We start from the raw sequence: 22,276 nt of genomic DNA, 5'->3' as shown, positions 1-22,276 counted from the left end.
GACTCTGGCCGGCTGTCGTGAAAGGGAAGGAGTGGGTGTTGGTGTCTGGGGGTGTTCGTGTCGTTCAACCTGATTGACCAGCCGTGGCTGGTCGTGCGCCCGGTGGGTGGTGGCGCGGCGGTGGAGGTGTCGTTGCGGCAGGCGATCTGCGAGGCGCACCTGTTCGAGGACCTGGTGGTGGATCTGCCGACGCAGAAACCGGCGCTGCTGCGGCAGGTGCTGCTGCCGGTCGTGGTGCGCGCGCTGGGCCGCCCGGAGAACACCCGCGCGTGGGCCCGGTGGTTCCAGGCCGGGGAATTCACGCCACAGCAACAAGATGATCTCCACCGCTACCTCGATGCGCAGCGGGAGCGGTTCGACCTGTTCCACCCGCGTGATCCGTTCGGGCAGGTGGCGGGGCTGCGGACCGTGAAGGACGAGACGAAGGGGTCCGCGGTGCTGGTGGCCACGGCCGCCAGCGGCAACAACGTGCCGTTCTTCGCCTCCCGCAGTGACGCTGATCCGCTGGAGCTGACGCCGGCGCAGGCGGCACGGTGGTTGCTGCACGCGCACTGCTGGGATACCGCGGCGATCAAAACGGGTGTGGTGGGAGACCCGAACGTCAAGGCGGGGAAAACCACCGGCAATCCCACGGGCCCGTTGGGGCAGTGTGGGGTGATCGTCCCGATGGGGCGCACGCTGTTCGACACGCTGCTGCTCAACGTTCCCTCGGGCCCGGCGTTGCGCTCCGATGACCTGCCGCAGTGGGAACGTCGCACCCCTGACACCCGCAGCGAGTTGTCGGTGGCGGGCTCGGAGTGGCACACCCGCGAAGCCGCAGGCCTGCTGGATGTGTGGACATGGCAATCGCGCCGGGTCCGGCTCATCCCGGACACCACCCCCGACGGGCCGTGGGTGACCCGGGTGGTGTTGGCCGCCGGCGACCGCCTCAGTACGACTCCGGATGTGGAGCCGCACACCGCCTGGAATCTCACCTCCGCGGGTAAAACCGGCGGCAAGAACGGAACCAGCGTGCCGCGGCGGCCTCGGCGCCACCCGCAGGGGAAAGCGGCGTGGCGTGGTCTGGAGGCGCTGCTGGCCACCGACCGCCAGGACCGGGCGGCCACCGCGACCACCGCGGGTTTCGCCACCAGCAGGTTGATCAACGAGTTGCGGGCCCGCCGTGAGCTGATGGCCTCGGACTATCCCGTGCAGCTGGAGTTGCTGGGCATGGTGTACGGCACGCAGTCGGCGGTGTTCGAGGACGTTTACTTCGACTCCATCCCGTTGCCGTTGACCGCACTGGACACCGACTCGCGGGTGCCGGGCGCGTTGCTGGAGATGACCGCGCAAGCGGAGGATCTCGCGCAGGCCGTCAACAATCTGTCCGCCGACCTGCGGCGTGCCGCCGGTGCCGAGCCGATCCCGTGGGATAAAGGCCACCGGCCGGGCGAACTCGTCCTGCACGCCCTGGACCCGGTGGTGCGGCGGGTGATGGTCGGGATCCGGACGGTGGGGGAGGACTTCGATCTGCTTGAACGCGGACTCACTGCGTGGGAGCAGAAAGCCAAGCACATCACCCTCCGCGTTGGTGAACGTGTGCTCGCCACCGTCGCCCCCAGTGCCTTCACCGGTCGCACCATCAAACAAGGCGAGAAGGAGCTCACCTACCGGCAGGCCACCGCCGAAAGCAACTTCCGGGCCCGGATCGGGCAGATCCTCACCCGCGTCCAAAGCAACGCCGCCGAGCTCCCCGCACCCGACCTAGATCAGGCGAGGACCACCTGAGATGACCAACACCACCCCGAAACGCTACTGGAGCCAGCGGGTGAACCCCGACGGCACGTGGCGGTCCGACCCCCGCACGAAACTGCCATTGCAGCCACCCGGTGAAGACCTGGCCGCGATGCGCTCAGGCCTCGGCCGCCCCGCCGGGTCGGTGCCTGCGCTGTGGCCCTTCTACACCTGCCCGGTCGACGAACAGGCCGCGCTGCGCGGCGACGTCTCGGTCGAGCAGGCCGCCGAGCACGCCGCCCTGGCCCTGTTCGGACTGCACCAGCAGGCCCAGTCCATTCCGATGCACCGTCCCAAGATCAACCTGGGCAAAGCCTTGAAAGTCCTGCGGGGCAAGGAAGAGAAGGTCAGCCCGGTGGCGCTGGATGCGCGGGTCGCCGCGGCGGCGACCGCCACCAGCGTGCCGGCGCTGCTGTACCGGCTGCGGGGGCTGATCGAGCAGCTGCGCACGGTCCGCCAGCCAGTGGACTACGACCAGTTGATGAACGATATCCGCGACTGGCACTACTCCGACGCCCGGCTGCGCGCCCGCAGCCGCTGGGGTCTGGGCTACTACGCGTGGAAACCAGCGACACCAGGCGATGAGGAGTCCGGGTCCTCACAGGACTGATCTGCACGCTTCTTTTTTCGAGCCATACGAATCGAACGGCTGCGGCAGGTGCGCCGCAGCCGAACCAGAGTTACGGAGACCACTGATGACTCAGCGCCGCTACATCGACGTGCACATCCTCCAGACCGTGCCCCCGGCGAACCTCAACCGCGATGACCAAGGGAACCCGAAGGAGGCGTATTTCGGTGGGGTCCGGCGTTCCCGCGTGTCGTCGCAGGCGTGGAAGCGCGCGACCCGCCTGGCATTCGCGGAGCGGGGCATCGACGAGCTGGACCTGGGCACCCGCACGAAGAAGATCGCCGCCGAGCTGACGAATCTGCTGCTGGACCGCACTGCGCTCGAAGAGGAAGCGGCGGCACGTTTGGCGGGAGCGCTCCTCGGGACACTGGAGATCAAGGCGGGGAAGAAGGCAGGCGACACCGCCTACCTGCTGTTCTATGGGCACCGTCAGCTGGAGGAGGTCGCCAAGCTGGTGGCAGACCGGGCCGAGGAGCTGGCCGCGCTCGATGACGCCGAGCTGGCCGCGGCGGTCAAGGACCTTCCGGTCAAGGATGCCTTTGGCACCGGGCACCCGGTGGACGTGGCGTTGTTCGGGCGCATGGTCGCCGACATTGCGACCCTCAAGGTCGACGCCGCCACCCAGGTCGCCCACGCGGTGTCCACGCACGCCACGGAGTTGGAGTTCGATTACTACACCGCCGTCGACGACCAGAACCCCGAAGGAGAAACCGGCGCTGGGATGATCGGCACCATCGGGTTCAACTCCGCCACGCTCTACCGCTTCGCCACCATCGGCCTGCACCAGCTGCAGGACAACCTCGGCGGCGACCACGAGACCGCGCTGCAGGCCGTGGAGTTGTTCGTGTCCTCCTTCGCCCGCTCGATGCCGTCGGGATACACCAACTCCTTCGCCCACCGCACCCTCCCGCACCTGGTGGCGGTCGTGGTCCGCGACGACCAGCCGGTCAACCTCGTCTCCGCCTTCGAAAACCCCGTCACCACCGGCAACGGAAGCCGCGCGGCCGGCGGGATCGCCACGACCTCCGCACGCAGGCTCGCCCGGGAACAGACCACCGCGACCTCCACCTGGGGCGACACCCCGGCCTTCACTGGCCTGTGCTGCACCCTCGACGCCGACGACGAGACCACCACCTCCGCGCTCACCGACGCCTTCGGCCAACCGCGGTCCTTCCCCCAGCTCGTCGCCGACCTCCGCACACACCTGGCAGAGCGCGGGGAGAACAACTGATGCCCGGCCCTGATGATGCGGTACTGCTGCTGCGCCTGGCCGGGCCGCTGCAGTCCTGGGGCGACCGCAGTTCCTTCAACCGGCGCGATACCCGCCCCGAGCCCACCAAATCCGGAGTCATCGGCCTGTTGGCCGCCGCCAGCGGCCGCGCCCGCGAAGAACCCGTCAACGACCTCGTCGACCTACGCCTGGGAGTGCGGGTCGACCAGCCCGGCACGCTGCTGCGTGACTACCACACCGTCAGCGACTACCGCGGGCGCGCGTTGCCGCAGGCCGGGGTGTCCAGCAAAGGCGTGCAGAAGCTGACCTCACCGGCCAAACACACCCACGTCACCACCCGCTTCTACCTGCAGGACGCCGTGTTCCTCGCCGCCGTCGCCGGATCTCGCGCCCTGCTGGAGACCCTCGACGAGGCGGTACGGCACCCGGCGTTCCCCCTGGCCTTGGGCAGAAGGTCCTGCGTGCCGACACAACCGATCTCCCTCGGCCTCCGCGAAGGCACCCTCCACGATGTCCTCGCGGCCGAACGCTGGCAGGTCACTGACAGGACCCGCCGTGCCTACGGCCAGCGATCCCAAGCCCGGCACTGGGTCGACCTGTCGGCCACGCTGGAAGACCCCGACCAGGGCGAGGACCTCGTCAACGACGTCCCGCGCTCCTTCGACCCACACCGGCGCGCGTTCACCAGCCGCCGGATCCGCCACATCTGGCTGACCGTCCCCACCGGACTGCCTGCCCCGGACTCCGCCGCTGACCGCAACGACCCGGGCGACAGCGGCCACGACCCGTTCGCCCTACTGGGCTGGTGATCATGACCTTTTTGTCTCGCATCCGCATCAACCCGCTCCGCGCTGCCAGCCGGCCTCTGCTGGCCAGCCCCCGCAAGCTCCACGGCGCCGTCCTCGGCGGCATCGCCGACAACCCCACCGGCGAACGCACCCTGTGGCGCCTGGACACCGACAACCCCCGCAGGCCCATGCTGTTCGTCCTCACCCACAGCAAACCCGACTGGACCCACCTCATCGAACAAGCCGGCTGGCCCGACGCCGACGGCGAGCACGCCGCCGTCGCCGACTACACCCCACTACTCGCCCGCATCGCCAGCGGCCGGGAATTCGCCTTCCGCCTCACCGCGAACCCCGTCCAGAACACTTCCACGCCCACCAAAACCACCCCACGCCAAGCCGAACGCGCCGCAGATGGCAACACCCGCTCGTTCCGTATCGGGCACCGCACCGCCGCCGCGCAGCTCGACTGGTTCCTCGTCCGCACCAGCCGATGGGGCTTCGAGATCCCCGAGTCCCACACCGACACCCCCCCGGACTCACCCCCACCACTCAACCCGACCGCGATGCCGGGCCTGCGAGGGAAGTCCGGATTACTGCCCGAAACCGGCATTCCTTCAGCAAGAATCGCGGCAAACCACCCGTCGTCCTGCACACCGCCACTTTCGAAGGGCACCTCCGCGTCACCGACCCCCAGCTGCTCACCCAGCACCTTCTTGCCGGCATCGGCCCCGCCAAGGCCTACGGCTGCGGACTCCTCACCCTCGCGCCACTACCCGGCCAGCATCCGCAGGAGGGAAACCCGTAGTCATGGCCGACATCTGGTGGAAGGCAGACCCTCACGACCTGCACCGCCTCGTCGACCGGGTCTCCAGCGTCTACGTCGAACGAAGCCATCTCGACCGCGACGAGAACGCGATCGTGGTCATCAACAAGCGCGAGACCGTGCGCGTCCCGGCGGCGATGATTGCTGTGATGCTGCTCGGCCCCGGCACCCGCGTTACCCACGGCGCCATCCGGCTCCTCGCCGACTCCGGTACCGCGGTCTGCTGGGTCGGTGAACAAGGCGTCCGCATGTACGCCGCCGGCATCGGCCCCAGCCGTGGAACCGCACTCCTGCAGCGCCAAGCGTGGCTTGTCAGCCGACCCAAGGAACGGCTCGCTGTCGCCCGAGCCATGTACGGCATGCGGTTTCCCGGCGAAGACGTCTCCGCCCTCACCATGCAGCAGCTCCGCGGCCGTGAAGGAGCCCGGATACGCCAGCTCTACCGAGACCACGCCCGTCGAACCGGCGTCACCTGGAGCGGCCGCGAGTACCAACCTGGCGACGCCTTCGCCGCTGGCGACGACCTCAACCGGCTCCTCTCCGCAGCCAACGCCGCGCTATACGGCGTCTGCCACGCTGTGATCACAGGACTCGGTGCGAGCCCTGGGCTTGGATTCGTCCATACCGGCGCCGCCACGTCGTTCGTCATGGACATCGCCGACCTCTACAAAGCCGACTACACCATCCCTCTCGCCTTCGACCTCGCCGCCCGCGGCGTCACCGACGAACGCGACGCACGCGTGGGCCTTCGGGACCGCATCACTCAAGGCCGCCTGATAGTCCGGATCGTGCGAGACATCAAGACACTCCTCGGACGCGGCGAGGTCGATGACACCGAACCAGAGGTCAACGAGCTCTGGGACGAACGACTCGGCCAGGTACCAGGCGGCGTGAACTACGCCGACCCCACCGACCAACCCCAGTGCCCAACGACACAGCCAGAGATGGGAGAACAACACATCACCGTCATCGGCCCCGAGTTCGACGAACCGAGCGCGGCACCGGAGCAGAGATGACCGTCATTGTCCTCATCGCCGCACCTGAAGGACTACGCGGACACCTCACCCGATGGATGGTCGAAGTCAACGTCGGCGTCTTCGTCGGTAACCCCAGCCGACGCATCCGTGATCGCCTCTGGGAGCTACTCGCGACCCGTATCGGAGACGGCCAAGCCGTTCTCGTCGAACCCGCGAACAACGAACAAGGCTGGACTGTACGAACCGCCGGACGTGACAGATGGCGCCCTGTTGACTACGACGGACTCATTCTCTCCGCCCGCTCCCGCCGCTAACGTCGCTGGTCAACAAGTGTCGGCCCCGCGCACGCGGGGATGGTTCCCTGAAGGAAGAGCTGCGGTTCACCGCCTCAAAGTCGGCCCCGCGCACGCGGGGATGGTTCCTGGTAGCCCATCCGTCTGGCCGTCTCCTCCAGCGTCGGCCCCGCGCACGCGGGGATGGTTCCAGATCAAGAATCGCCTGGTAGATCGTCTGGTGGTCGGCCCCGCGCACGCGGGGATGGTTCCACGTTCATGGTCACGATCGCGGCCAGCGCAGAGTCGGCCCCGCGCACGCGGGGATGGTTCTCCTGGCAGCTGCATCGAGCGTCGAACTGGGCGTCGGCCCCGCGCACGCGGGGATGGTTCCGACGCGACCGCCTCCATCGGGATTCTGGGGTGGTCGGCCCCGCGCACGCGGGGATGGTTCCTCGGCCAGTGCAGCCGCCACGGTCGCGTCGTCGTCGGCCCCGCGCACGCGGGGATGGTTCCCATCTGCAGCTCGGCGAGCCGGACGGCACCACGTCGGCCCCGCGCACGCGGGGATGGTTCGTGGACTGCGACCCTAGAAACAGTTTGCGCGACGTCGGCCCCGCGCACGCGGGGATGGTTCCCTGGTCGACGACGTGCGGCAGTGGGATATCCAGTCGGCCCCGCGCGCGCGGGGATGGTTCCTTGAAACCGGGGACCGGCAAGACCACCACCAGGTCGGCCCCGCGCACGCGGGGATGGTTCCGGGAGTGAGAACGACATGTCGCCTGGTTACGCGTCGGCCCCGCGCACGCGGGGATGGTTCTGCGCAGGACGCCGACCGACTTGGCCAGGGCTTGTCGGCCCCGCGCACGCGGGGATGGTTCCCTCGATCACCTACTCGTGGCCTGCAAGATCCCGTCGGCCCGTGCGCACGCGGGGATGGTTCTGCCTCGGTCAGCTGCCAGGCGGCGATCCGTAAGTCTGCCCCGCGCACGCGGGGATGGTTCCCGGCACGATCTAGCCGCGCCAGGTATAGCTGCGTCGGCCCCGCGCACGCGGGGATGGTTCCGGAAAGATCAGTGACGAGGGCTCACGGGTGTTGTCGGCCCCGCGCACGCGGGGGATTGTTCGTCGGTGTCGGTGGCGTGGGCGCTGTCGGATGAGTCGGCCCCGTGCACACGGGGATGGTTCGTCGGAGGCGCCGGAGCGGACCTCTTCGGCGCGTCGGCCCCGTGCACACGGGGATGGTTCCCCGCCGAGTCCGCCGGTACCCAGCTCCTGTCCAGTCGGCCCCACGCATGCGGGGATTGTTCCGACCAGAGCAACGACCATGCGGATGCCCGCAAGCCGACCTCACGAGTGCGGGGATCGTTCCGCCGGTGCTCCGACGTACGTGCCTGCCTCCCAGCCGTGGTGTTGGCCGGGTGAGCAGGGCGGCTCGGTAACGTAGGGACCCTACGAGAGGCGCAGCTTTCGAGGAACTATCGGAGTGGCTGCGCGCTCGAATCGAACGCACCGAGACCGTCAACGGGCCTGATGCCCCAGAGCTTTGAGAACATCGGAGATCCACACTAGGGCGTAGGGCGGAACCGGTTCTCCGCGAGAGAGCAGCTGCGTGAGGTTGTTCCAGGACTCGGAGAGTTGGCCCACGGTCAGCTGTTCCGGGTCCGGCTGGGTGTAGATGTCGTAGGTCGCTTCCGGCGGGATCGACCAGAAGTAGTCCTTGTCGAGTTCGACGGTCTCGCCCACCTGTCGTTGTAGGCTGTCCAGTGCCTGGTTGAGCACCTGGCGTAGGACCTCGACCGACACCACGGACTCGTCGTCGCTCATCGTGCACCCTTGTAGATCTTGTCGATGTTCTCCCGAAATGTCTGGAGCTCTTTCTCCAGATGCCTGACACGGCCGTCGATGATCCGCTGGCGGACCTCGTCGTTCGGGGCGTTCTTGAGAATACCTTTGTTGTCGTAGGCTTCCGGATCGCGCTTGTAGGCGTCCAGCTTGTCTTCGTGTTCCTTGATGAGTCGTTCGTATGACTCGACGGAACGTCGATCTGACGGCGACAGCTCTGCCGGGTCCTGCGTTGCTTCTTCCGCCGCCGCGTCTGCTTCGTCGGTGTCGATGACTTCGGTGTAGTCGTTGCCTGCCGCTTCGGCGCCCAAGCCGGCCATGGCGACCCCGATCATTCCCACGCCGGTTGCGATTCCAGCGGTGGAGACGGCGCCGAGCGGGACTCCGGCGACCGCGCCGACACCGGTGGCGTCGAGTGCGACACCGGCGGTCTCCCCGGCGGCGCTGACAGCCGTGAGCGCGGCACCGCCGACGACGCCGAGGACCATTTCGGGGTGGTTGAGCGCGGCGTTGCCGAACGAGGCAACGGCATTGACCGCGGCGCCGGCGGCGTCGCCAATGACCTCCCCGGCTTGTGCCAGCCAGCTTCGTTCAGGGGCCTTGTCGCGTGCGCTACCGACGACGTCGGCGGCTTGCTCGGCCGCAACCGCGAGCTGGTTGCGAGCGCTGTTGAGGATGTCGCGTGCCTGCTGCCGTTTGGCTTCGCCGGGGTCTTGGAAGGGGATGTTGACGGGGCCGGAACCCGGGGGCGCTTGTTGCTCGGCCTGGGAGACCGCGCGGTCGTGCTGTTTCTTGGCGTAGTTGGTTTGGGCCTCGCCGGCATCCCACAGTGTGATCGCTTCTCTGGCTTGCTCTTGTGCCCATGCCAGGGTTCCGCTGTAGCGTTCCAACGCCTGGGCAGCTTGGTGAAAGCAGTCTCCGGCTTCGAGCCACTTCGTTGGTTCACCGTCGAACGCTGACCGGAACTGCTCGGCTGCCTCGCCTTCCCAGCCTTCGGAGCTGTCGATGCGTTTGAGGCCGTCGCCGGCCTCGTGCAGGCTGTCGCCGTACGCCTTCATTGCAGCGGCGGTTTCGCCGACTGCGTCCGGAAAGCCGGGAACTAGGGCTTTGGGGTCGGTGGTGGTTCCGAGTTCGGCTGCCACTACTGGGCCGCCGGGTCGTCGCCGCCAGCGCGCTGCAGGATGCCCTCGAAGTGTGCCCGGGCGGCTTCGTCGGTGTGCCGGTAGGCCTGGACGCAGTGGTCGAGTCGCCCGGAGATCTCTTTGGCGTCCTCGGTCAGGTTGCTGACGCCTTCGTTCCAGCGGTCGCAGAAGTCCGCGACGGTCGTCGCGAGCCGGTCGTGGCCGAAGGCGTCCGCTGGGCTGTCGATGTCGCTGACCTTGCGCCGGTTCATCGCGTTGATCGTGTCGCGCACGCCTTCCGACGCGTGGGTTAAGGCGGTCAGGTCGACGCGAAAGCCGTCCACCAACAAGCTCCGTCCTCGGCTCGTCTCCAGGTCAAGGCACACCCTAGGCACGTCGAGAAAGGGTGCACGGCCGGTTGGTGATCATTCGCACGAACGGCGGAGTCCGGGCTCGTGAGACACACGCCGGGCCAGCGGACCCGGAACCTATCCGCGCGGGCGACGAGCGAGAACGAAGCTATACCTCGGCCTTTCACGTCGGTGTTTGATGATCTTGGATTTGAGTGTGTGGGTGCGGTCCCGGGTTGTGGGCAGGGGTAGTCTCCAGCCTGGCCGTGTCCGCTGGTGCTTCCACTGTGGTCCTTGATCGTCGGAACTCGGGCTGTGGTGGTGTCTCAGGGGTGGTCGAGCGCGTGGAGTCGGGTGAATGCGCTGGTGAGTAGGGGTGTCCAGGGCCAGGTGCGGGCGTAGCGGAGGATGAGTCTGCGGCCGGTGCGGGCGAGTCGGGCGGCGGTGGCCAGCAGCCGGTGGCGTCCAAGTGTCGGTTCGAACCCGACCGGGGGCACTAGTCCTCGCAGGTCAGTGACCTGGAGAGGCGTTTTCGGGGCTAGCGGGACGGTGGAGGTATCCATCGTCTACTCATCGCTTTAGTCCTGGGCAAGGGAGTCGGAGATGGGTCGACCGCCCCTCCAGATCGGCACTCGCGGCAAGATCAACACGACGCGGTTGGACGACGTCGCCTGGCGGGCGCGCACGCGGTTCCGGGCCTTCGACGGCAAGACGCGGCTCGTCGAGCGCTCCGGCCAGACGGAGAAGCGAGCCGTCGAACGGTTGGAGTCCGCGATCGAGCAGCTGCAGAAGTCCAGGACGCGACTGACCGTCGACTTCAAGTTCCGTGACGTGGCTGAGGTATGGCTGGGCAAAGTCGCGCAGCGCCGGGCGGAGATGACCCGCGACACCTATGAGCAGACCTTGAAGAGCGTCGTGCTCGACCGGATCGGCGACCTGCGTCTGCGGGAGATCAGCATTCCGGACCTAGAAGAGTTTTTCGAGAAGCTCGAAGCGGACGGGTATTCGGCGGGCTACCGGCGATCGGTCCGCACGACCGTCCGGGGCACCCTCCAGGTCGCCGTTCGTCATGGGCTGTTGCACAGCAATCCGATGCGGGAGGTCAGCCCGATCGAGGGCCGTCCGCGGAAGGTCCGCGCGCTCACCACGGAGGAGAGGCGTCGCCTGTCACCACGGAGGAGAGGCGTCGGCTGTTCGTGGGCATGGACAGGTTCGTCGTCGAGAGCTGCTACTCCAGTGGGGCGGATCTCCCGGACCTCGTCCGGTTCCTCCTTGGGACCGGCTGCCGCATCGGCGAAGCCGTGGCGGTGCGGTGGAAGGATGTCAATCTCACCGACAAGCCCGTGGTCGTTGATGGCACGGAAATTCCGCCATGCTCAGTCTGGATCAACGGCAACATCGTCAACGTCAAGGGCAAGGGGTTGGTCCGGCACGGCGGCAAGACGGAGAACGCCGTCCGCATGGTTGCCCTGCCCGAGTTCGTCGTCACGATGCTGACGGTGCGGTGGCTCATTGTGTGGTCGGCAGCCCAGGCGGAGCGGCTCCGTGTGGACCCGCGCGGGACGCTCGACCAGGCGGACAGGCAGGAGCATCCGGCTGGGGGAGCGGAGGGCACCGTTCAGGTCGAGCGCGGCCAGGCGTTCATGGCCAACCGTCTCGAGGAGTCTGTGTTCCCGTCCCGAACGCTGGGGTGGAGGAACCCGAACAACGTGCGGCGCGGCTGGCGAGTGATCCGGGAGGTGATCGGTCTCGAGTGGGTCACGCCGCACGTGTTCCGGAGGACGGCTGCCACTCTGCTCGATGATGCGAAGCTGACCGCACGCCAGATCGCCGACGTCCTGGGCCATTCCCGGCCGTCGACCACCCAGGACCACTACTTGGGGCGTGGATCGGTCAATCCGGCAGCCGCGGCTGCCCTCGACTCCGCCTTCCGGCAAGCGAGCAGGATGCCGCTGTGACGTCGTGTTCGCCTTGCGTCGCGACAAAGCCCTTTTCTCGCCACAACCTTCTCAGCCCACATCCGTTCAGGCGGTTAGGCAAACCCGTAGAGACACCAGGCAGCTCGACGTGACGCCCTCGCGACTTTGGAAGCCCCCGACTCGGGTGTCACGGTGGTCAGTACCGGCACTTTGCCGTGAGCAGGGTGTCCCAGCGCTGGTCGTGGGCGCGAACAGCCTGCCCCGCGGCGTCGCTGTGGCGCGATGTGCCCGAGGCAACCCGATCCATCTGCTGGATGGAGCCCGTTGGTGTGCTCCGGTGGCGCTCCTGTCTCAATAGCTGGGACCTGGAATGGGATGCATTTGCGTAGTAGGGACTGCCGTTGTCGCTAGCAGTCGCGGAGTGTTACAAGGGGTGGGATTTAGGCTGCGGCGGACCCGGAGCAATAGGAACTGAATGCCGGGTCCGCCGGTCGTCATCTACCTGTAAGCGGCGTCAAGCGCGGCGGCGGCAGCGGGGTTCTGTACGCCGCGGCCCATGTACACGTTTTGGGTCATAGCCGGGTTGGCGTGGCCAAGCTGGTCGGCGATCTCGCGGGCGGTTTGCCCGGACATGTCCAGGATGGTGGCGACTGTCTTGCGGCCGACGTGCGTGGTGAAGCCTGGGTACTTGATGCGTTCCCGCATTCGGCGAACGGATCGCTGCATGTTGCTTGGGTGGCGCCAACCGAGCGTGCCAGACGGGAACACGGGATCGTTCTCATTGGCATCGATGGGTTTGCGCACTAGTAGTAGTGTATACAGGTAGTAGGGCAGCTTGATGACGCGCCTTGCTTTGAACGTCTTGCCCTCGTGCCGGACCAGTCCCTTTCCTGACACGGCGACGATGTTGCCCGAGACGAACAAATGTCCTGGTGGGATGATGTATGAGGTATCCTCAACCTGGATATTCCATGTTTCGTCTGTGAGATTGAGGTCTCGCCATCGAACGGCGAGTGCCTCTCCGAACCTGGTTCCCGTGCCGAACAAGAACCGGATATAGTCGGGCAGGTCAGATTTCTTGGCAACCTTGTCGGCGTCGAGCTTGGCTAGAAAGTCCCTCAGTTGCTCGGCCGTCATCGCCACTGGCTTCTTGGAGGAGCCCTCGATGTCTGAGAGGTCGTGAACAGGGTTTCGTTTTATGGTCCCAGTCTCGTCATTGCGAATGACGTACTGGATCACGCCGGACAGTACTGTTCGGATTCCTCGGCGTGTGTTGGCGGCGACCTCATCGTGCTCGAGTTTGGTCATGAACTTTTCGAGTCGATTGACGGTGCATTCGCGAAGAAGTAGGTGTCCGATTTCTGGAAAGACGTGCTTCTCTAGTCTTCCTTTGTACCTGTCGTATGTAGTGCCTCGGCGGCGGGTCCGGATCTGGTCGAGGTAAAGCGCTGCGGCATCCTTGAAGCGCGTGCCGGAGTCGAGCGCGGTCTGCTGGCTGACTAGCTTGCCGAGTGCTTCGCGCAGACTCCGCCGCGCCTTCGTTTCGCTACTGCTCCGGCGCTCCATTTGTCGAGTGACACCGTCATGTGCTCTGTACTTGGCCATGGCTCGCCAACTTGTGATCTTCGTCTCTGGGGGGATCTCCGCCTTGGGAACCCACTCGTCGTCGACTCTGCCGTGGACCCGGATCGAGCCCCAGGTGCCAAGCGGAAGTGGAGGGCGGGCCATGATCATCTCCCAAAAGGATGGGTTTAGGATGGGTGACCCATGGTACGCCAAATGGCAGGCTCAGCCGCATGTAGGCTGACCTGCACTGATGCGTGCCCCCGGTGCGACTCGAACGCACACTGGACGGATTTTGAGTCCGCTGCCTCTGCCGATTGGGCTACGGGGGCTTGTTCCGTCAGCATACGTGACCCTTGATCAACCACTCGATTCAGGGGTGTGTGCCACTTCTCCGGGCGGTTTGTCCTGGTTCGGGACCCTGGTGGTGGTGATCTTCGCGAGTTAGGTTCACAGCCTCTACTCCGGGTGGCCGGTCGAACACGGGGGGCCGTGATGGTCGATGAAACCAGGATCGAGTCCATGACAGGCGATGGCGACGACATCGGATTGCGGCGGAGCCTGAAGAACCGCCATCTCCAGATGATCGCGCTCGGCGGCATCATCGGCGCCAGCCTGTTCATCGGCAGCGGGGCGGTGATCTCCACCGTCGGGCCCGCGGCCGTGCTGTCCTACGCGCTGGGCGGGCTGATCGTCGTGCTCGTGATGCGGATGCTCGGCGAGATGGCGACCGCGGCTCCCACACTCGGGTCGTTCATGGAGTACGCGCGGAGCTCGCTGGGCAACTGGGCGGGGTTCACCATCGGCTGGCTGTACTGGTACTACTGGGTCGGCGTGGTCGCCTTCGAGGCCGTCGTCGGCGCCGAGCTGCTGAACCCGTTGGTGCCGGTCGTGCCGCAGTGGGTCATCTCGCTGGTGCTGATGCTGCTGCTCACCGCGACCAACCTGGTCTCGGTGCGGTCGTTCGGCGAGACCGAGTTCTGGTTGGCGTCCATCAAGGTCATCACCATCGTGATCTTCCTGGTGTGCGGGACGATCTTCGTGCTCGGGCTGTGGCCGGGCGCGGAGTTCTCGGTCGGCAACATCGCGCTGGACGGGTTCGTCGCCAAGGGCGGTTTCGCCGTGCTGCACGGCGTCGTCATCGTGGTCTTCTCCTACTTCGGCACCGAGATCGTCACCATCGTTTCGGCCGAGTCGAAGGAGCCGGAGAAGGCCGTCGCCAAGGCCACCAAGGCGGTCGTGTGGCGGGTGCTGCTGTTCTACGTCGGTTCGGTGACCCTGCTGGTCATGATCACGCCGTGGCAGGAGATCCCCAGCGAGAGCAGCCCGTACGCCGCGGCCTTCGCCAGGTTCGGGTTGCCCGCCGCGGAAGTCGTGGTGAACGTGGTCGTGTTCACCGCGGTGATCTCGGTGCTCAACTCCGGGCTCTACACCGCCTCCCGGATGCTTTTCGCCTTGCAGCGGCGGAGTTTCGCGCCGAGCTGGGTGCGCGACATCAACCGCCGCGGCGTGCCGTGGAAGGCGATCCTGCTGTCCACACTGGTCGGTTACGTCGCCGTTGCCGCGAGTTACGTCTCGCCGGACACGATCTTCTACTTCATCATCAACTCCGCCGGTGCCGTCGCGCTGTTCATCTACGGGATGATCGCGGCCTCGCAGCTGCGGATGCGCCGCAGGCTGGAGCGGGAGGCGCCGGAGCGGCTGAAGCTGAAGATGTGGCTTTTCCCCTACTTGACCTGGGCCACGTTGGTCGTGATCGTCGCCGTGGTGGTCACGATGGGCGCCATCGAGGAGGTCCGATCGCAGCTCACGCTGAGTTTGATCAGCCTCGCCGCCATCCTGCTGATCTACGTCCTGTTCGTGCGTCGGCGGGGCGCGCGGGCATGATCGTCGCGATGTCGCAATGGTCACGTCGCGTGTTTACCTCGGCGTGAAGTCACAGCCGGTAAGCTGCGGTTTCCCGATGCAGACCGCATCGGTGGACCCGATTTTTGGAGGATCCCGGTGACGACGCCGGCTGCCGAGGACACACGCGAGGCCAAGCCCGTCGAACGTCGCGTACTCGTGGCCGAGGACGAGGCGTTGATCAGGCTCGACCTGGTGGAGATGCTCCGCGAAGAGGGTTACCAGGTCGTCGGGGAGGCGGGGGACGGGCAGGAGGCCGTCCGGCTCGCCGAGGAGCTGCGCCCCGATCTGGTGATCCTGGACGTCAAGATGCCGAAGATGGACGGCATCGAGGCCGCGTCCAACATCGCCGGTGAGCGGATCGCGCCGGTGGTGATCCTGACCGCGTTCAGCCAGCGCGACCTCGTCGAGCGGGCGCGGGACGCGGGCGCGATGGCCTACCTGGTCAAGCCGTTCGCCAAGCGCGACCTGGTGCCGGCCATCGAGCTCGCGGTGTCCCGGTTCACCGAGGTGCAGGCGCTGGAGGCCGAGGTCGCCGACCTGACCGAACGCCTCGAGGCGCGCAAGACCATCGAGCGGGCCAAGGGCCTGCTGATGAACAAGCACAACCTCTCCGAGCCGGAGTCGTTCCGCTGGCTGCAGCGGACCGCGATGGACCGCCGCACCACGATGAAGGCCGTCGCCCAGGCGGTGCTGGAGAACCTGTCGTAACAGGGGCTTGCTTCCGGGGCCGTGAGTCCCTTGGGTTGCCATAGCAGCTCAAAGGACTCACGGCCCCGTGCTTTCCCGCTGGGCTTACTGCCCCGGGGGCTGGTCGCGCAGGACGCAGGTCAAGCGCGCCGAACAGGTCCGCCGGTCCTTCTCATCGGTGATCACGATGTCGTAGGTCGCCGTCGCGCGGCCCAGGTGCACCGGCGTGGCGATGCCGGTGACCACGCCCTCGGTGACCGCGCGGTGGTGCGTGCAGGTCAGCTCCAGGCCCACCGCGATCCGCTCGTCGCCCGCGTGCAGCGCGGCGGCGATGGAGCCCACGGTCTCCGCCAGCACCGCGTTCGCGCCGCCGTGCAGCAGCCCGTAGGGCTGGCGGTTGCCGGCGACCGGCATGGTGCCGACCACCCGATCGGGGGCCCAATCGACGATTTCGATGCCCATCAGCGCGGTGAGTTGCTCCTCGGCGGCCGTCAACACCCGGTTCAACCGGTCGTTCTCGCTGGTCACAGCATTGCCGTCGTTGAGCGCAGCCACGCCTGGGTCCTCCTGTCGCCTCCGGTACAAGCTGTCAGAGCTTCAGCCTAGACTCGCCGCCGTGATGCATTCCGAGGACCGACGCCTGCTGCTCATCGACGGCCACTCGATGGCCTACCGCGCCTTCTACGCCCTGCCGAAGGAGAACTTCCAGACCGGCACGGGCCAGCACACCAACGCGGTCTACGGCTTCACCTCGATGCTGATCAACCTGCTCCGCGACGAGCAGCCCACGCACCTCGCGGTCGCCTTCGACGTCTCCCGCAAGACCTTCCGCAGCGAGGCCTTCACCGAGTACAAGGCCAACCGCAGCGCCACCCCGGACGAGTTCCGCGGCCAGGTCAGCCTGATCCAGGACGTCCTCGCCGCGCTGAACATCCCGGTGCTGAGCAAGGAGAACTTCGAGGCCGACGACGTCATCGCGACGCTGACCACCCAGGCCACCACGGCGGACTTCAAGGTCGCCATCTGCACCGGCGACCGGGACGCGCTGCAGCTGGTCACCGACGACGTGACTGTGCTGTACCCGACGAAGGGCGTCTCGGAGCTCACCCGCTTCACGCCGCAGGCCGTCGAGGACAAGTACGGCCTGACGCCGCAGCAGTACCCGGACTTCGCGGCGCTGCGCGGCGACCCGTCGGACAACCTGCCGAAGATCCCGGGCGTGGGGGAGAAGACCGTCACCAAGTGGATCCAGCAGTTCGGCTCGCTGGCCGACCTGGTGGACCGGGTCGACGAGGTCAAGGGCAAGGTCGGCGACTCGCTGCGCGAGCACCTGTCGTCGGTGCTGCTCAACCGGCAGCTGACCGAGCTGGTCCGCGACGTCGAGCTGGAGCTGGCGCCGCCGGACCTGGCGGTGCGGGCCTGGGACCGCGACGCGGTGCACCGGCTGTTCGACGACCTGGAGTTCCGGGTGCTGCGCGACCGGCTGTTCGCGACGCTCTCCAGCGCCGAGCCCGAGGTCGAGGAGGGCTTCGAGATCTCCGGCGGCGTCGTGCAGCCCGGCCAGCTGGCCGGGTGGCTGGACAAGCACGCCCGCAACGGCAACCGGGTCGGGCTGGCGTGCACCGGCGAGTGGGCCCGTGGTCACGGCGACCTGACCGGCGTCGCGCTGGCCACCGCCGACGGCGCGGGCGTGTTCGTCGACGTCGCCGCCCTGACCCTGGAGGACGAGCAGGCGCTGGCGGCCTGGCTGGCCGACCCGGCGACGACGAAGGCGGGGCACGACGTCAAGGGGCCGCTGCACGCCATCCGCGACCGCGGCTGGACGGTGGCGGGCCTGACCAGCGACACCGCGCTGGCCGCGTACCTGGTGCGGCCCGGGCAGCGGTCCTTCGAGCTGCCGGACCTGGTGGTCCGCTACCTGCAGCGCGAGCTGCGCGCGGAGCAGGGCGACGACGACGGGCAGCTGTCGCTGCTGGAGGACGAGGCGGAGACCAAGGAGAAGGCCGCCTCGACCGAGCTGGTGAAGGCGCGCGCGGTGGCGGAGCTGGCCGACGCGCTGGACGCGGAGCTGGACCGCATCGACAGCCGCGCGCTGCTCACCGACCTGGAGCTGCCGCTGCTGGTGGTGCTCGGCGAGCTGGAGGGCGCCGGCATCGCGGTCGACGCCGAGCAGCTCGCCGAGCTGGGTGCGCGCTTCGCCGCGCGCGTCAAGCAGGCGGCGCAGGACGCTTATGGCGTGATCGGCAAGGAGATCAACCTCGGGTCGCCGAAGCAGCTGCAGGTGGTGCTCTTCGACGAGCTGAACATGCCGAAGACCAAGCGCACCAAGACCGGCTACACCACCGACGCCGAGGCGCTGCAGTCGCTGTACGAGAAGACCGAGCACCCGTTCCTGCAGCACCTGCTGGAGCACCGCGACGCCACCCGGTTGAAGACCACTGTGGACGGCCTGGTGAAGTCCATTTCGGACGACGGGCGGATCCACACGACGCTGAACCAGACCATCGCCGCCACCGGCCGGCTGTCCTCGACGGACCCGAACCTGCAGAACATCCCGATCCGCACCGAGGAGGGCCGCCGGATCCGGGAGGTCTTCGTGGTCGGCGACGGGTACGCGGAACTGATGACCGCCGACTACAGCCAGATCGAGATGCGCATCATGGCGCACCTCTCCGGCGACGCGGGGCTCATCGAGGCGTTCCGCACCGGCGAGGACCTGCACAACTACGTCGCGTCCAAGGCGTTCGGGGTGCCGATCGACGAGGTCGACCAGGAGCTGCGCCGCCGGGTCAAGGCGATGTCCTACGGCCTGGCCTACGGCCTGTCGGCGTACGGGCTGGCGCAGCAGTTGCGGATCTCCGCCGAGGACGCCAAGGCGCAGATGGACGCGTACTTCGCCCGGTTCGGCCGGGTCCGCGACTACCTGCGGGAGGTCGTCGACCAGGCGCGCAAGGACGGTTACACGTCGACGATCCTGGGGCGCCGCCGCTACCTGCCGGACCTGACCAGCGACAACCGGCAGCGGCGGGAGATGGCCGAGCGGATGGCGCTCAACGCGCCGATCCAGGGCAGCGCGGCCGACATCATCAAGGTCGCGATGCTGGGCGTGCACCGCGCGTTGCAGGACAGCGGCATGCGGTCGCGGATGCTGCTGCAGGTGCACGACGAACTGATCATCGAGGTCGCCGATGGCGAGCGGGACGAGGTGGAGAAGCTGGTGCGCGAGCAGATGGGCTCGGCCTACGAGCTGGACGTGCCGCTGGAGGTCTCGGTCGGCGTCGGCCGCTCCTGGGACGCCGCCGCGCACTGAGGCATGCCCGGATGACGGCCGTCACTCGTTGAGTTCGCGTTTCGGCGCTGTCACGAAGTGATCACTCGCCGGAGTCGGTGCGGCGCATCCCCTTTGAATGGCGGATGTCACCGTCGGTGGCCCCGCCCGACCCCCCGTCGAATCGGTGCGGATAGCCTGCCGTACGCGCGTTGCCGGACACGTGCGGACCGGGCGTCGGTCGGGCGCGGCCATCCGCGCCAACCCCGAGGAGGAGCATGATCAGCATCGACAGAGTGGACCACCTGGTCCTCACCGTCGCCGATGTCGATCGGGCAGTGGAGTTCTACGAGCAGATCCTCGGCATGACGCCGGTGGAGTTCCCCGGTGAGCGGCGCGCCGTGAGCTTCGGCAGGCAGACGATCAAGCTGCACGCCGCGAGCGAACTGGTGGAGCCGACCGCGACGCACCCAGTGCCCGGCTCGGCGAACCTGTGCTTCGTCACGCCCAACCCGCTCGCCGAGGTGCAGGAGCACCTGCGCGCGAACGAGGTGCGCATCGAGGAGGGCCCGGTCAGCCGGATCGGCGCGGAGGGCCCGATCACCTCGCTCTACCTGCGCGATCCGGACGGCAACCTGATCGAGATCGCCCGCTACGACGACGCCGCCGAGGAAACCGCGGCCGAGTAGCACCCCTTCCTGCCCCCCGCCCGCCAGGCGTGTAGTGATCGCTCGATCGTGGCGTCGGCGTTGGCGCTACCTTTGCGCGCAACGGGGCAAGATCCGTGCTGGGGGCACGGGCATGGGGCGGGGTTGTGAAAGTGCATTCGACCTCGGTTTTCACGAGGGACACAGTTGAGCTCCTGACGGGGCAGATAGTGGATGCGCTCAGATGCCCGGTGGGCCTGGGCGACGAGCGGCAGTGGCTGGCGTGGCTGACGGACGAGACCGTCCGTCCAGGGCGGGGCCGAGACGAGCTCGCTACCGCGCTGGTCGCGCACTGCCGCGCGACGGAGGTCGAGCCTCCCGGGCCCGACCAGGCCCGGGAGGTGGCGAGCCGGGTCTTACAGGACTTCGAAAGGCTGCTCTGCCACCGCGTGGCCGTTCGCATGGGCGACTCGGCGGACCAGTTGGAGGTGCTGCTGGCGGATCCCCCGGAGCATCCCGAGTGGTCGCTGGCCGAGCTGCGGTCCGAGGTGGGCCGGATCGACCTGCGGGAACTCCTGCTGGAGATCGACAGCCTGATGTCGTTGCAGGCGCTGGGGTTGCCGTCCGAGCTGCTGGTCGACCTGGAGGAGAACACCGCGAGCCAGGTCTGGCTGGGCGCACTCCTGAAGGAGGTCGACAAGCAGGCCGTGGTGCAGGCGCTCCGGCTTCCGGCGGAGCTCTTCGACGACGTTCCGGCGGAACTGGTGGAGGCGTGGTGCGTGCGGGCGGCCCGCGCGCACCACGACGAACTGCGGTCGCAGCCGCGGGCGGTGCGGGTGACGTTGCTGGGTGCGCTGTGTTCCGTGCGCCGCAAGGAGATCACCGATCTGCTCGGGCGGGTGCTGGTCGGCCTGCTGCAACAACTCCGGCAGCGGGTGGAGCAGCGGCTCGACGTCGCCGCCGAAGCCACGTCGCACGCGCAGGCGCGGGAGCTGCTCCTGGTCGAGCTAGCCCAGGCTGCCCTGGATCGTCCCGACGACACCGTGCGAGCGGTTCTGTACCCGATCGCCGGCGAGAAGCTGCTCAGGCAGCTGACGCGCGACAGCGACGCCCGCGAAGCCGTGCGCAGCCGGCGCAAGCGCACGGTGTTGCGGGGCGCGTATTCCGCGCACTACCAACAGGTTCTCCGGCTGGTGCTGGAGGGCCTGGAGTTCCGCTGCCGGGACGTCGGCTGCTGGCCGATCATGGCGGCGCTCGGCGAGCTGGTCAGCGACTACACCGCGTCCTGGGGCACCGGCCGCTTCTACGACTCACCCGGAGACATCCCAGTGGACGACGTGGTTCCGGAGGAGTGGCAGGACGCCGTGGCGGATCAGGAAGGGCGCATCGAACGCGCCGTCTACGAGATGTGCGTGCTGGTGACGCTGCGGGATCTGCTGTGCACCCGTCGGATCTTCCTCACCGGGTCGAGCCAGTGGGGCAAGCCCGGCGTCGACCGGTCGCGGGGCGCGTCGCGCCGCACCGACGATGCCCTCGCCTGGCCGAACTGACGAGGCTGGACTCTGTCCCCGGGGCAAGGTCCAGACTGGACGCATGCTCGGTATTGGGGATTTCGCGCAGTTGACCGGTTTGAGCGCGAAGGCGTTGCGGCTGTACGACAAGCAGGGGCTGCTGAAGCCCGCCGCGGTCGATCCGTGGTCGAACTACCGGCGCTACTCGGCGGGTCAGCTGGAGATGGCGATCCGGCTGAAGGCGTTGCGCGCGGCCGACATCGGGCTGGCGGAGGCCGAGCGTGCGCTGCTCGGTCGGCGCGAGGCGGTCGAGGTGCTCGAAGAGCACCGGGCCCGGCTGGCCGAGCAGCGGCGGCGGCAGGACGCCGCGCTGGAGGCGGCGACGGCGTTGCTCGACGGCGACGCGCCGGACTGGGAGATCCAGGAGCGGCGGGCCGGCGCGCAGCACTGGGTGGGTGTGGCGCTGCCGGTCTCCGACGGAGCCGACGAGGAGTTGACCGACGAGCAGGCGAACGCCGCCTTCGGCGCGTTGTGGGAGGCGTTGGCGGCGGCGGACAACGCGCCGGTCGGCCCGTTCTGGTCGTCGATCCGCGCCGGTTCCACTGAGGACGACGTCGAGCTGCTGTGCTGCTGGCCGGTCGCTCGGCCGATGCCCGCGGACTGGGGGGGTCCCGGGGCTGGCGGTCGTGCGCGGCGAGGTCCGGGCGGGGCCGGAGCTCGTGGTGGGCTGGCGGCACGACGACGGCGTGGCGGTCATCGACTCGGCGGTGCATCCCGCCGTCGTCGCGCTGCTGGCCGAGGCCGAGCGGCGCGGCGCCGACCTGGACCTCGCGGCGATGCGCCAGGTCGGGCGGCTCGACGAGACCGGCGACGCGGTCGGCATGGAGGTCGCGATCCCGCTGACCTGATCAGCGCCCCGGCGCCGCCTGGAACGTCGAGGGTCGATTTCGCGCGAAATCAACCCT

At 67.8% G+C, this 22,276-nt stretch carries 20 protein-coding genes, 1 tRNA gene, 3 pseudogenes and 1 CRISPR repeat array; of the genes and pseudogenes, 17 read left to right on the top strand and 7 right to left on the bottom strand.

Going from position 1 to position 22,276, the window contains the following annotated elements; translation table 11 throughout:
- The first annotated feature begins 57 nt into the window (after positions 1-57).
- The 8 genes and pseudogenes from casA (at position 58) to cas2e (ending at position 6,534) form a co-directional block, all read left to right on the top strand.
- The gene (casA, locus tag E1288_RS21030; protein WP_207954462.1) at positions 58-1,767 is read left to right on the top strand and encodes a type I-E CRISPR-associated protein Cse1/CasA; all 1,710 of its coding nucleotides are present in this window, start codon (positions 58-60) and stop codon (positions 1,765-1,767) included.
- Between the two features lies 1 nt (position 1,768).
- Entirely contained in the window at positions 1,769-2,383 is a 615-nt protein-coding gene (gene casB, locus E1288_RS21025; RefSeq protein WP_132487649.1) for a type I-E CRISPR-associated protein Cse2/CasB, read from the top strand.
- 85 nt (positions 2,384-2,468) lie between these two features.
- On the top strand, positions 2,469-3,632 hold the full coding sequence (cas7e, locus tag E1288_RS21020) for a type I-E CRISPR-associated protein Cas7/Cse4/CasC (RefSeq protein WP_132487647.1): 1,164 nt from the start codon (positions 2,469-2,471) through the stop codon (positions 3,630-3,632).
- Positions 3,632-4,441 carry a type I-E CRISPR-associated protein Cas5/CasD gene (gene cas5e, locus E1288_RS21015; protein ID WP_132487645.1) on the top strand — a complete coding sequence of 270 codons (810 nt, stop codon included), beginning with the start codon at positions 3,632-3,634 and terminating at the stop codon, positions 4,439-4,441. Before cas7e ends, cas5e begins: the two co-directional genes overlap by 1 nt.
- A gap of 2 nt (positions 4,442-4,443) precedes the next feature.
- A pseudogene (locus tag E1288_RS50375) lies at positions 4,444-4,875 on the top strand (type I-E CRISPR-associated protein Cas6/Cse3/CasE); the annotation flags it as partial.
- Positions 4,876-4,910: 35 nt separating this feature from the next.
- Positions 4,911-5,225, top strand: a complete 315-nt coding sequence (gene cas6e, locus E1288_RS50370) for a type I-E CRISPR-associated protein Cas6/Cse3/CasE (protein WP_207954461.1) — start codon at positions 4,911-4,913, stop codon at positions 5,223-5,225.
- 2 nt (positions 5,226-5,227) lie between these two features.
- On the top strand, positions 5,228-6,259 hold the full coding sequence (cas1e, locus tag E1288_RS21005; protein ID WP_132487643.1) for a type I-E CRISPR-associated endonuclease Cas1e: 1,032 nt from the start codon (positions 5,228-5,230) through the stop codon (positions 6,257-6,259).
- Positions 6,256-6,534 (top strand): type I-E CRISPR-associated endoribonuclease Cas2e, encoded by a 279-nt coding sequence (gene cas2e, locus E1288_RS21000; protein WP_132487641.1) that lies wholly within the window; start codon positions 6,256-6,258, stop codon positions 6,532-6,534. The genes cas1e and cas2e overlap by 4 nt, the downstream gene beginning before the upstream one ends.
- An 18-nt stretch (positions 6,535-6,552) precedes the next feature.
- Positions 6,553-7,373: a CRISPR direct-repeat array (repeat unit 28 nt; unit sequence GTCGGCCCCGCGCACGCGGGGATGGTTC).
- A 640-nt stretch (positions 7,374-8,013) separates the two neighbouring features.
- Here the strand turns inward: cas2e and E1288_RS20995 are convergent.
- Genes E1288_RS20995 through E1288_RS20985 form a run of 3 tightly spaced genes read right to left on the bottom strand, consistent with a single transcriptional unit; the run spans position 8,014 to position 9,802 of the window.
- Positions 8,014-8,319: a hypothetical protein gene (locus E1288_RS20995; protein ID WP_132487639.1), complete on the bottom strand. Its 306-nt coding sequence runs from the start codon at positions 8,317-8,319 to the stop codon at positions 8,014-8,016.
- Positions 8,316-9,479 (bottom strand): putative T7SS-secreted protein, encoded by a 1,164-nt coding sequence (locus E1288_RS20990; protein ID WP_132487637.1) that lies wholly within the window; start codon positions 9,477-9,479, stop codon positions 8,316-8,318. Before E1288_RS20990 ends, E1288_RS20995 begins: the two co-directional genes overlap by 4 nt.
- Positions 9,479-9,802, bottom strand: a complete 324-nt coding sequence (locus E1288_RS20985; protein ID WP_235883700.1) for a hypothetical protein — start codon at positions 9,800-9,802, stop codon at positions 9,479-9,481. Before E1288_RS20985 ends, E1288_RS20990 begins: the two co-directional genes overlap by 1 nt.
- Before the next feature lie 609 nt (positions 9,803-10,411).
- Here E1288_RS20985 and E1288_RS50365 point away from each other — a divergent pair.
- Together E1288_RS50365 and E1288_RS20975 are read left to right on the top strand one after the other, a co-directional pair.
- A pseudogene (locus E1288_RS50365) lies at positions 10,412-10,900 on the top strand (phage integrase central domain-containing protein); the annotation flags it as partial.
- Between the two features lie 110 nt (positions 10,901-11,010).
- A complete protein-coding gene (locus E1288_RS20975; protein ID WP_132487631.1) occupies positions 11,011-11,766 on the top strand; it encodes a site-specific integrase in 756 nt (251 codons plus the stop codon).
- 459 nt (positions 11,767-12,225) lie between these two features.
- Here E1288_RS20975 and E1288_RS20970 read toward each other — a convergent pair whose 3' ends face one another.
- Both E1288_RS20970 and E1288_RS20965 read right to left on the bottom strand, forming a co-directional pair.
- Positions 12,226-13,461 carry a site-specific integrase gene (locus E1288_RS20970; RefSeq protein ID WP_132487629.1) on the bottom strand — a complete coding sequence of 412 codons (1,236 nt, stop codon included), beginning with the start codon at positions 13,459-13,461 and terminating at the stop codon, positions 12,226-12,228.
- Between the two features lie 87 nt (positions 13,462-13,548).
- A tRNA-Leu gene (locus tag E1288_RS20965) sits at positions 13,549-13,622 on the bottom strand.
- Positions 13,623-13,812: 190 nt separating this feature from the next.
- Here E1288_RS20965 and E1288_RS20960 point away from each other — a divergent pair.
- Both E1288_RS20960 and E1288_RS20955 read left to right on the top strand, forming a co-directional pair.
- Positions 13,813-15,177 carry an amino acid permease gene (locus tag E1288_RS20960; RefSeq protein ID WP_165968194.1) on the top strand — a complete coding sequence of 455 codons (1,365 nt, stop codon included), beginning with the start codon at positions 13,813-13,815 and terminating at the stop codon, positions 15,175-15,177.
- Positions 15,178-15,294: 117 nt separating this feature from the next.
- Positions 15,295-15,906: an ANTAR domain-containing response regulator gene (locus tag E1288_RS20955; protein ID WP_093273187.1), complete on the top strand. Its 612-nt coding sequence runs from the start codon at positions 15,295-15,297 to the stop codon at positions 15,904-15,906.
- A gap of 84 nt (positions 15,907-15,990) precedes the next feature.
- Here the strand turns inward: E1288_RS20955 and E1288_RS20950 are convergent, their stop codons facing one another.
- Positions 15,991-16,413, bottom strand: coding sequence for a PaaI family thioesterase (locus E1288_RS20950; RefSeq protein WP_235883704.1), 423 nt, complete (start codon positions 16,411-16,413; stop codon positions 15,991-15,993).
- A 91-nt stretch (positions 16,414-16,504) separates the two neighbouring features.
- Between E1288_RS20950 and polA the strand changes: the two genes are divergently transcribed.
- The 4 genes and pseudogenes from polA to E1288_RS48855 all read left to right on the top strand — a co-directional run.
- Positions 16,505-19,195, top strand: a complete 2,691-nt coding sequence (gene polA / locus E1288_RS20945; protein WP_132487693.1) for a DNA polymerase I — start codon at positions 16,505-16,507, stop codon at positions 19,193-19,195.
- A 236-nt stretch (positions 19,196-19,431) separates the two neighbouring features.
- Positions 19,432-19,842, top strand: a complete 411-nt coding sequence (locus E1288_RS20940; protein WP_132487625.1) for a VOC family protein — start codon at positions 19,432-19,434, stop codon at positions 19,840-19,842.
- 188 nt (positions 19,843-20,030) lie between these two features.
- The gene (locus tag E1288_RS20935) at positions 20,031-21,350 is read left to right on the top strand and encodes a hypothetical protein (protein ID WP_132487623.1); all 1,320 of its coding nucleotides are present in this window, start codon (positions 20,031-20,033) and stop codon (positions 21,348-21,350) included.
- Positions 21,328-21,540, top strand: a pseudogene (locus E1288_RS48855) (MerR family DNA-binding transcriptional regulator); the annotation flags it as partial. The gene E1288_RS20935 and the pseudogene E1288_RS48855, both read left to right, overlap by 23 nt.
- On the opposite strand, the gene E1288_RS48850 reads toward E1288_RS48855, so the two are convergent.
- Positions 21,525-21,914, bottom strand: coding sequence for a hypothetical protein (locus E1288_RS48850; protein WP_235883707.1), 390 nt, complete (start codon positions 21,912-21,914; stop codon positions 21,525-21,527). The pseudogene E1288_RS48855 and the gene E1288_RS48850 sit on opposite strands and share 16 nt — an antisense overlap.
- Before the next feature lie 83 nt (positions 21,915-21,997).
- Here E1288_RS48850 and E1288_RS48845 point away from each other — a divergent pair, with 83 nt between their 5' ends.
- Positions 21,998-22,219, top strand: a complete 222-nt coding sequence (locus E1288_RS48845; protein ID WP_235883706.1) for a hypothetical protein — start codon at positions 21,998-22,000, stop codon at positions 22,217-22,219.
- Positions 22,220-22,276 lie beyond the last annotated feature (57 nt).

Source organism: Saccharopolyspora elongata (assembly GCF_004348985.1).
Lineage (GTDB): Bacteria > Actinomycetota > Actinomycetes > Mycobacteriales > Pseudonocardiaceae > Saccharopolyspora > Saccharopolyspora elongata.
Note: the sequence above shows the minus strand (reverse complement) of the source record. Positions and strands in the feature narration are given on the sequence as shown.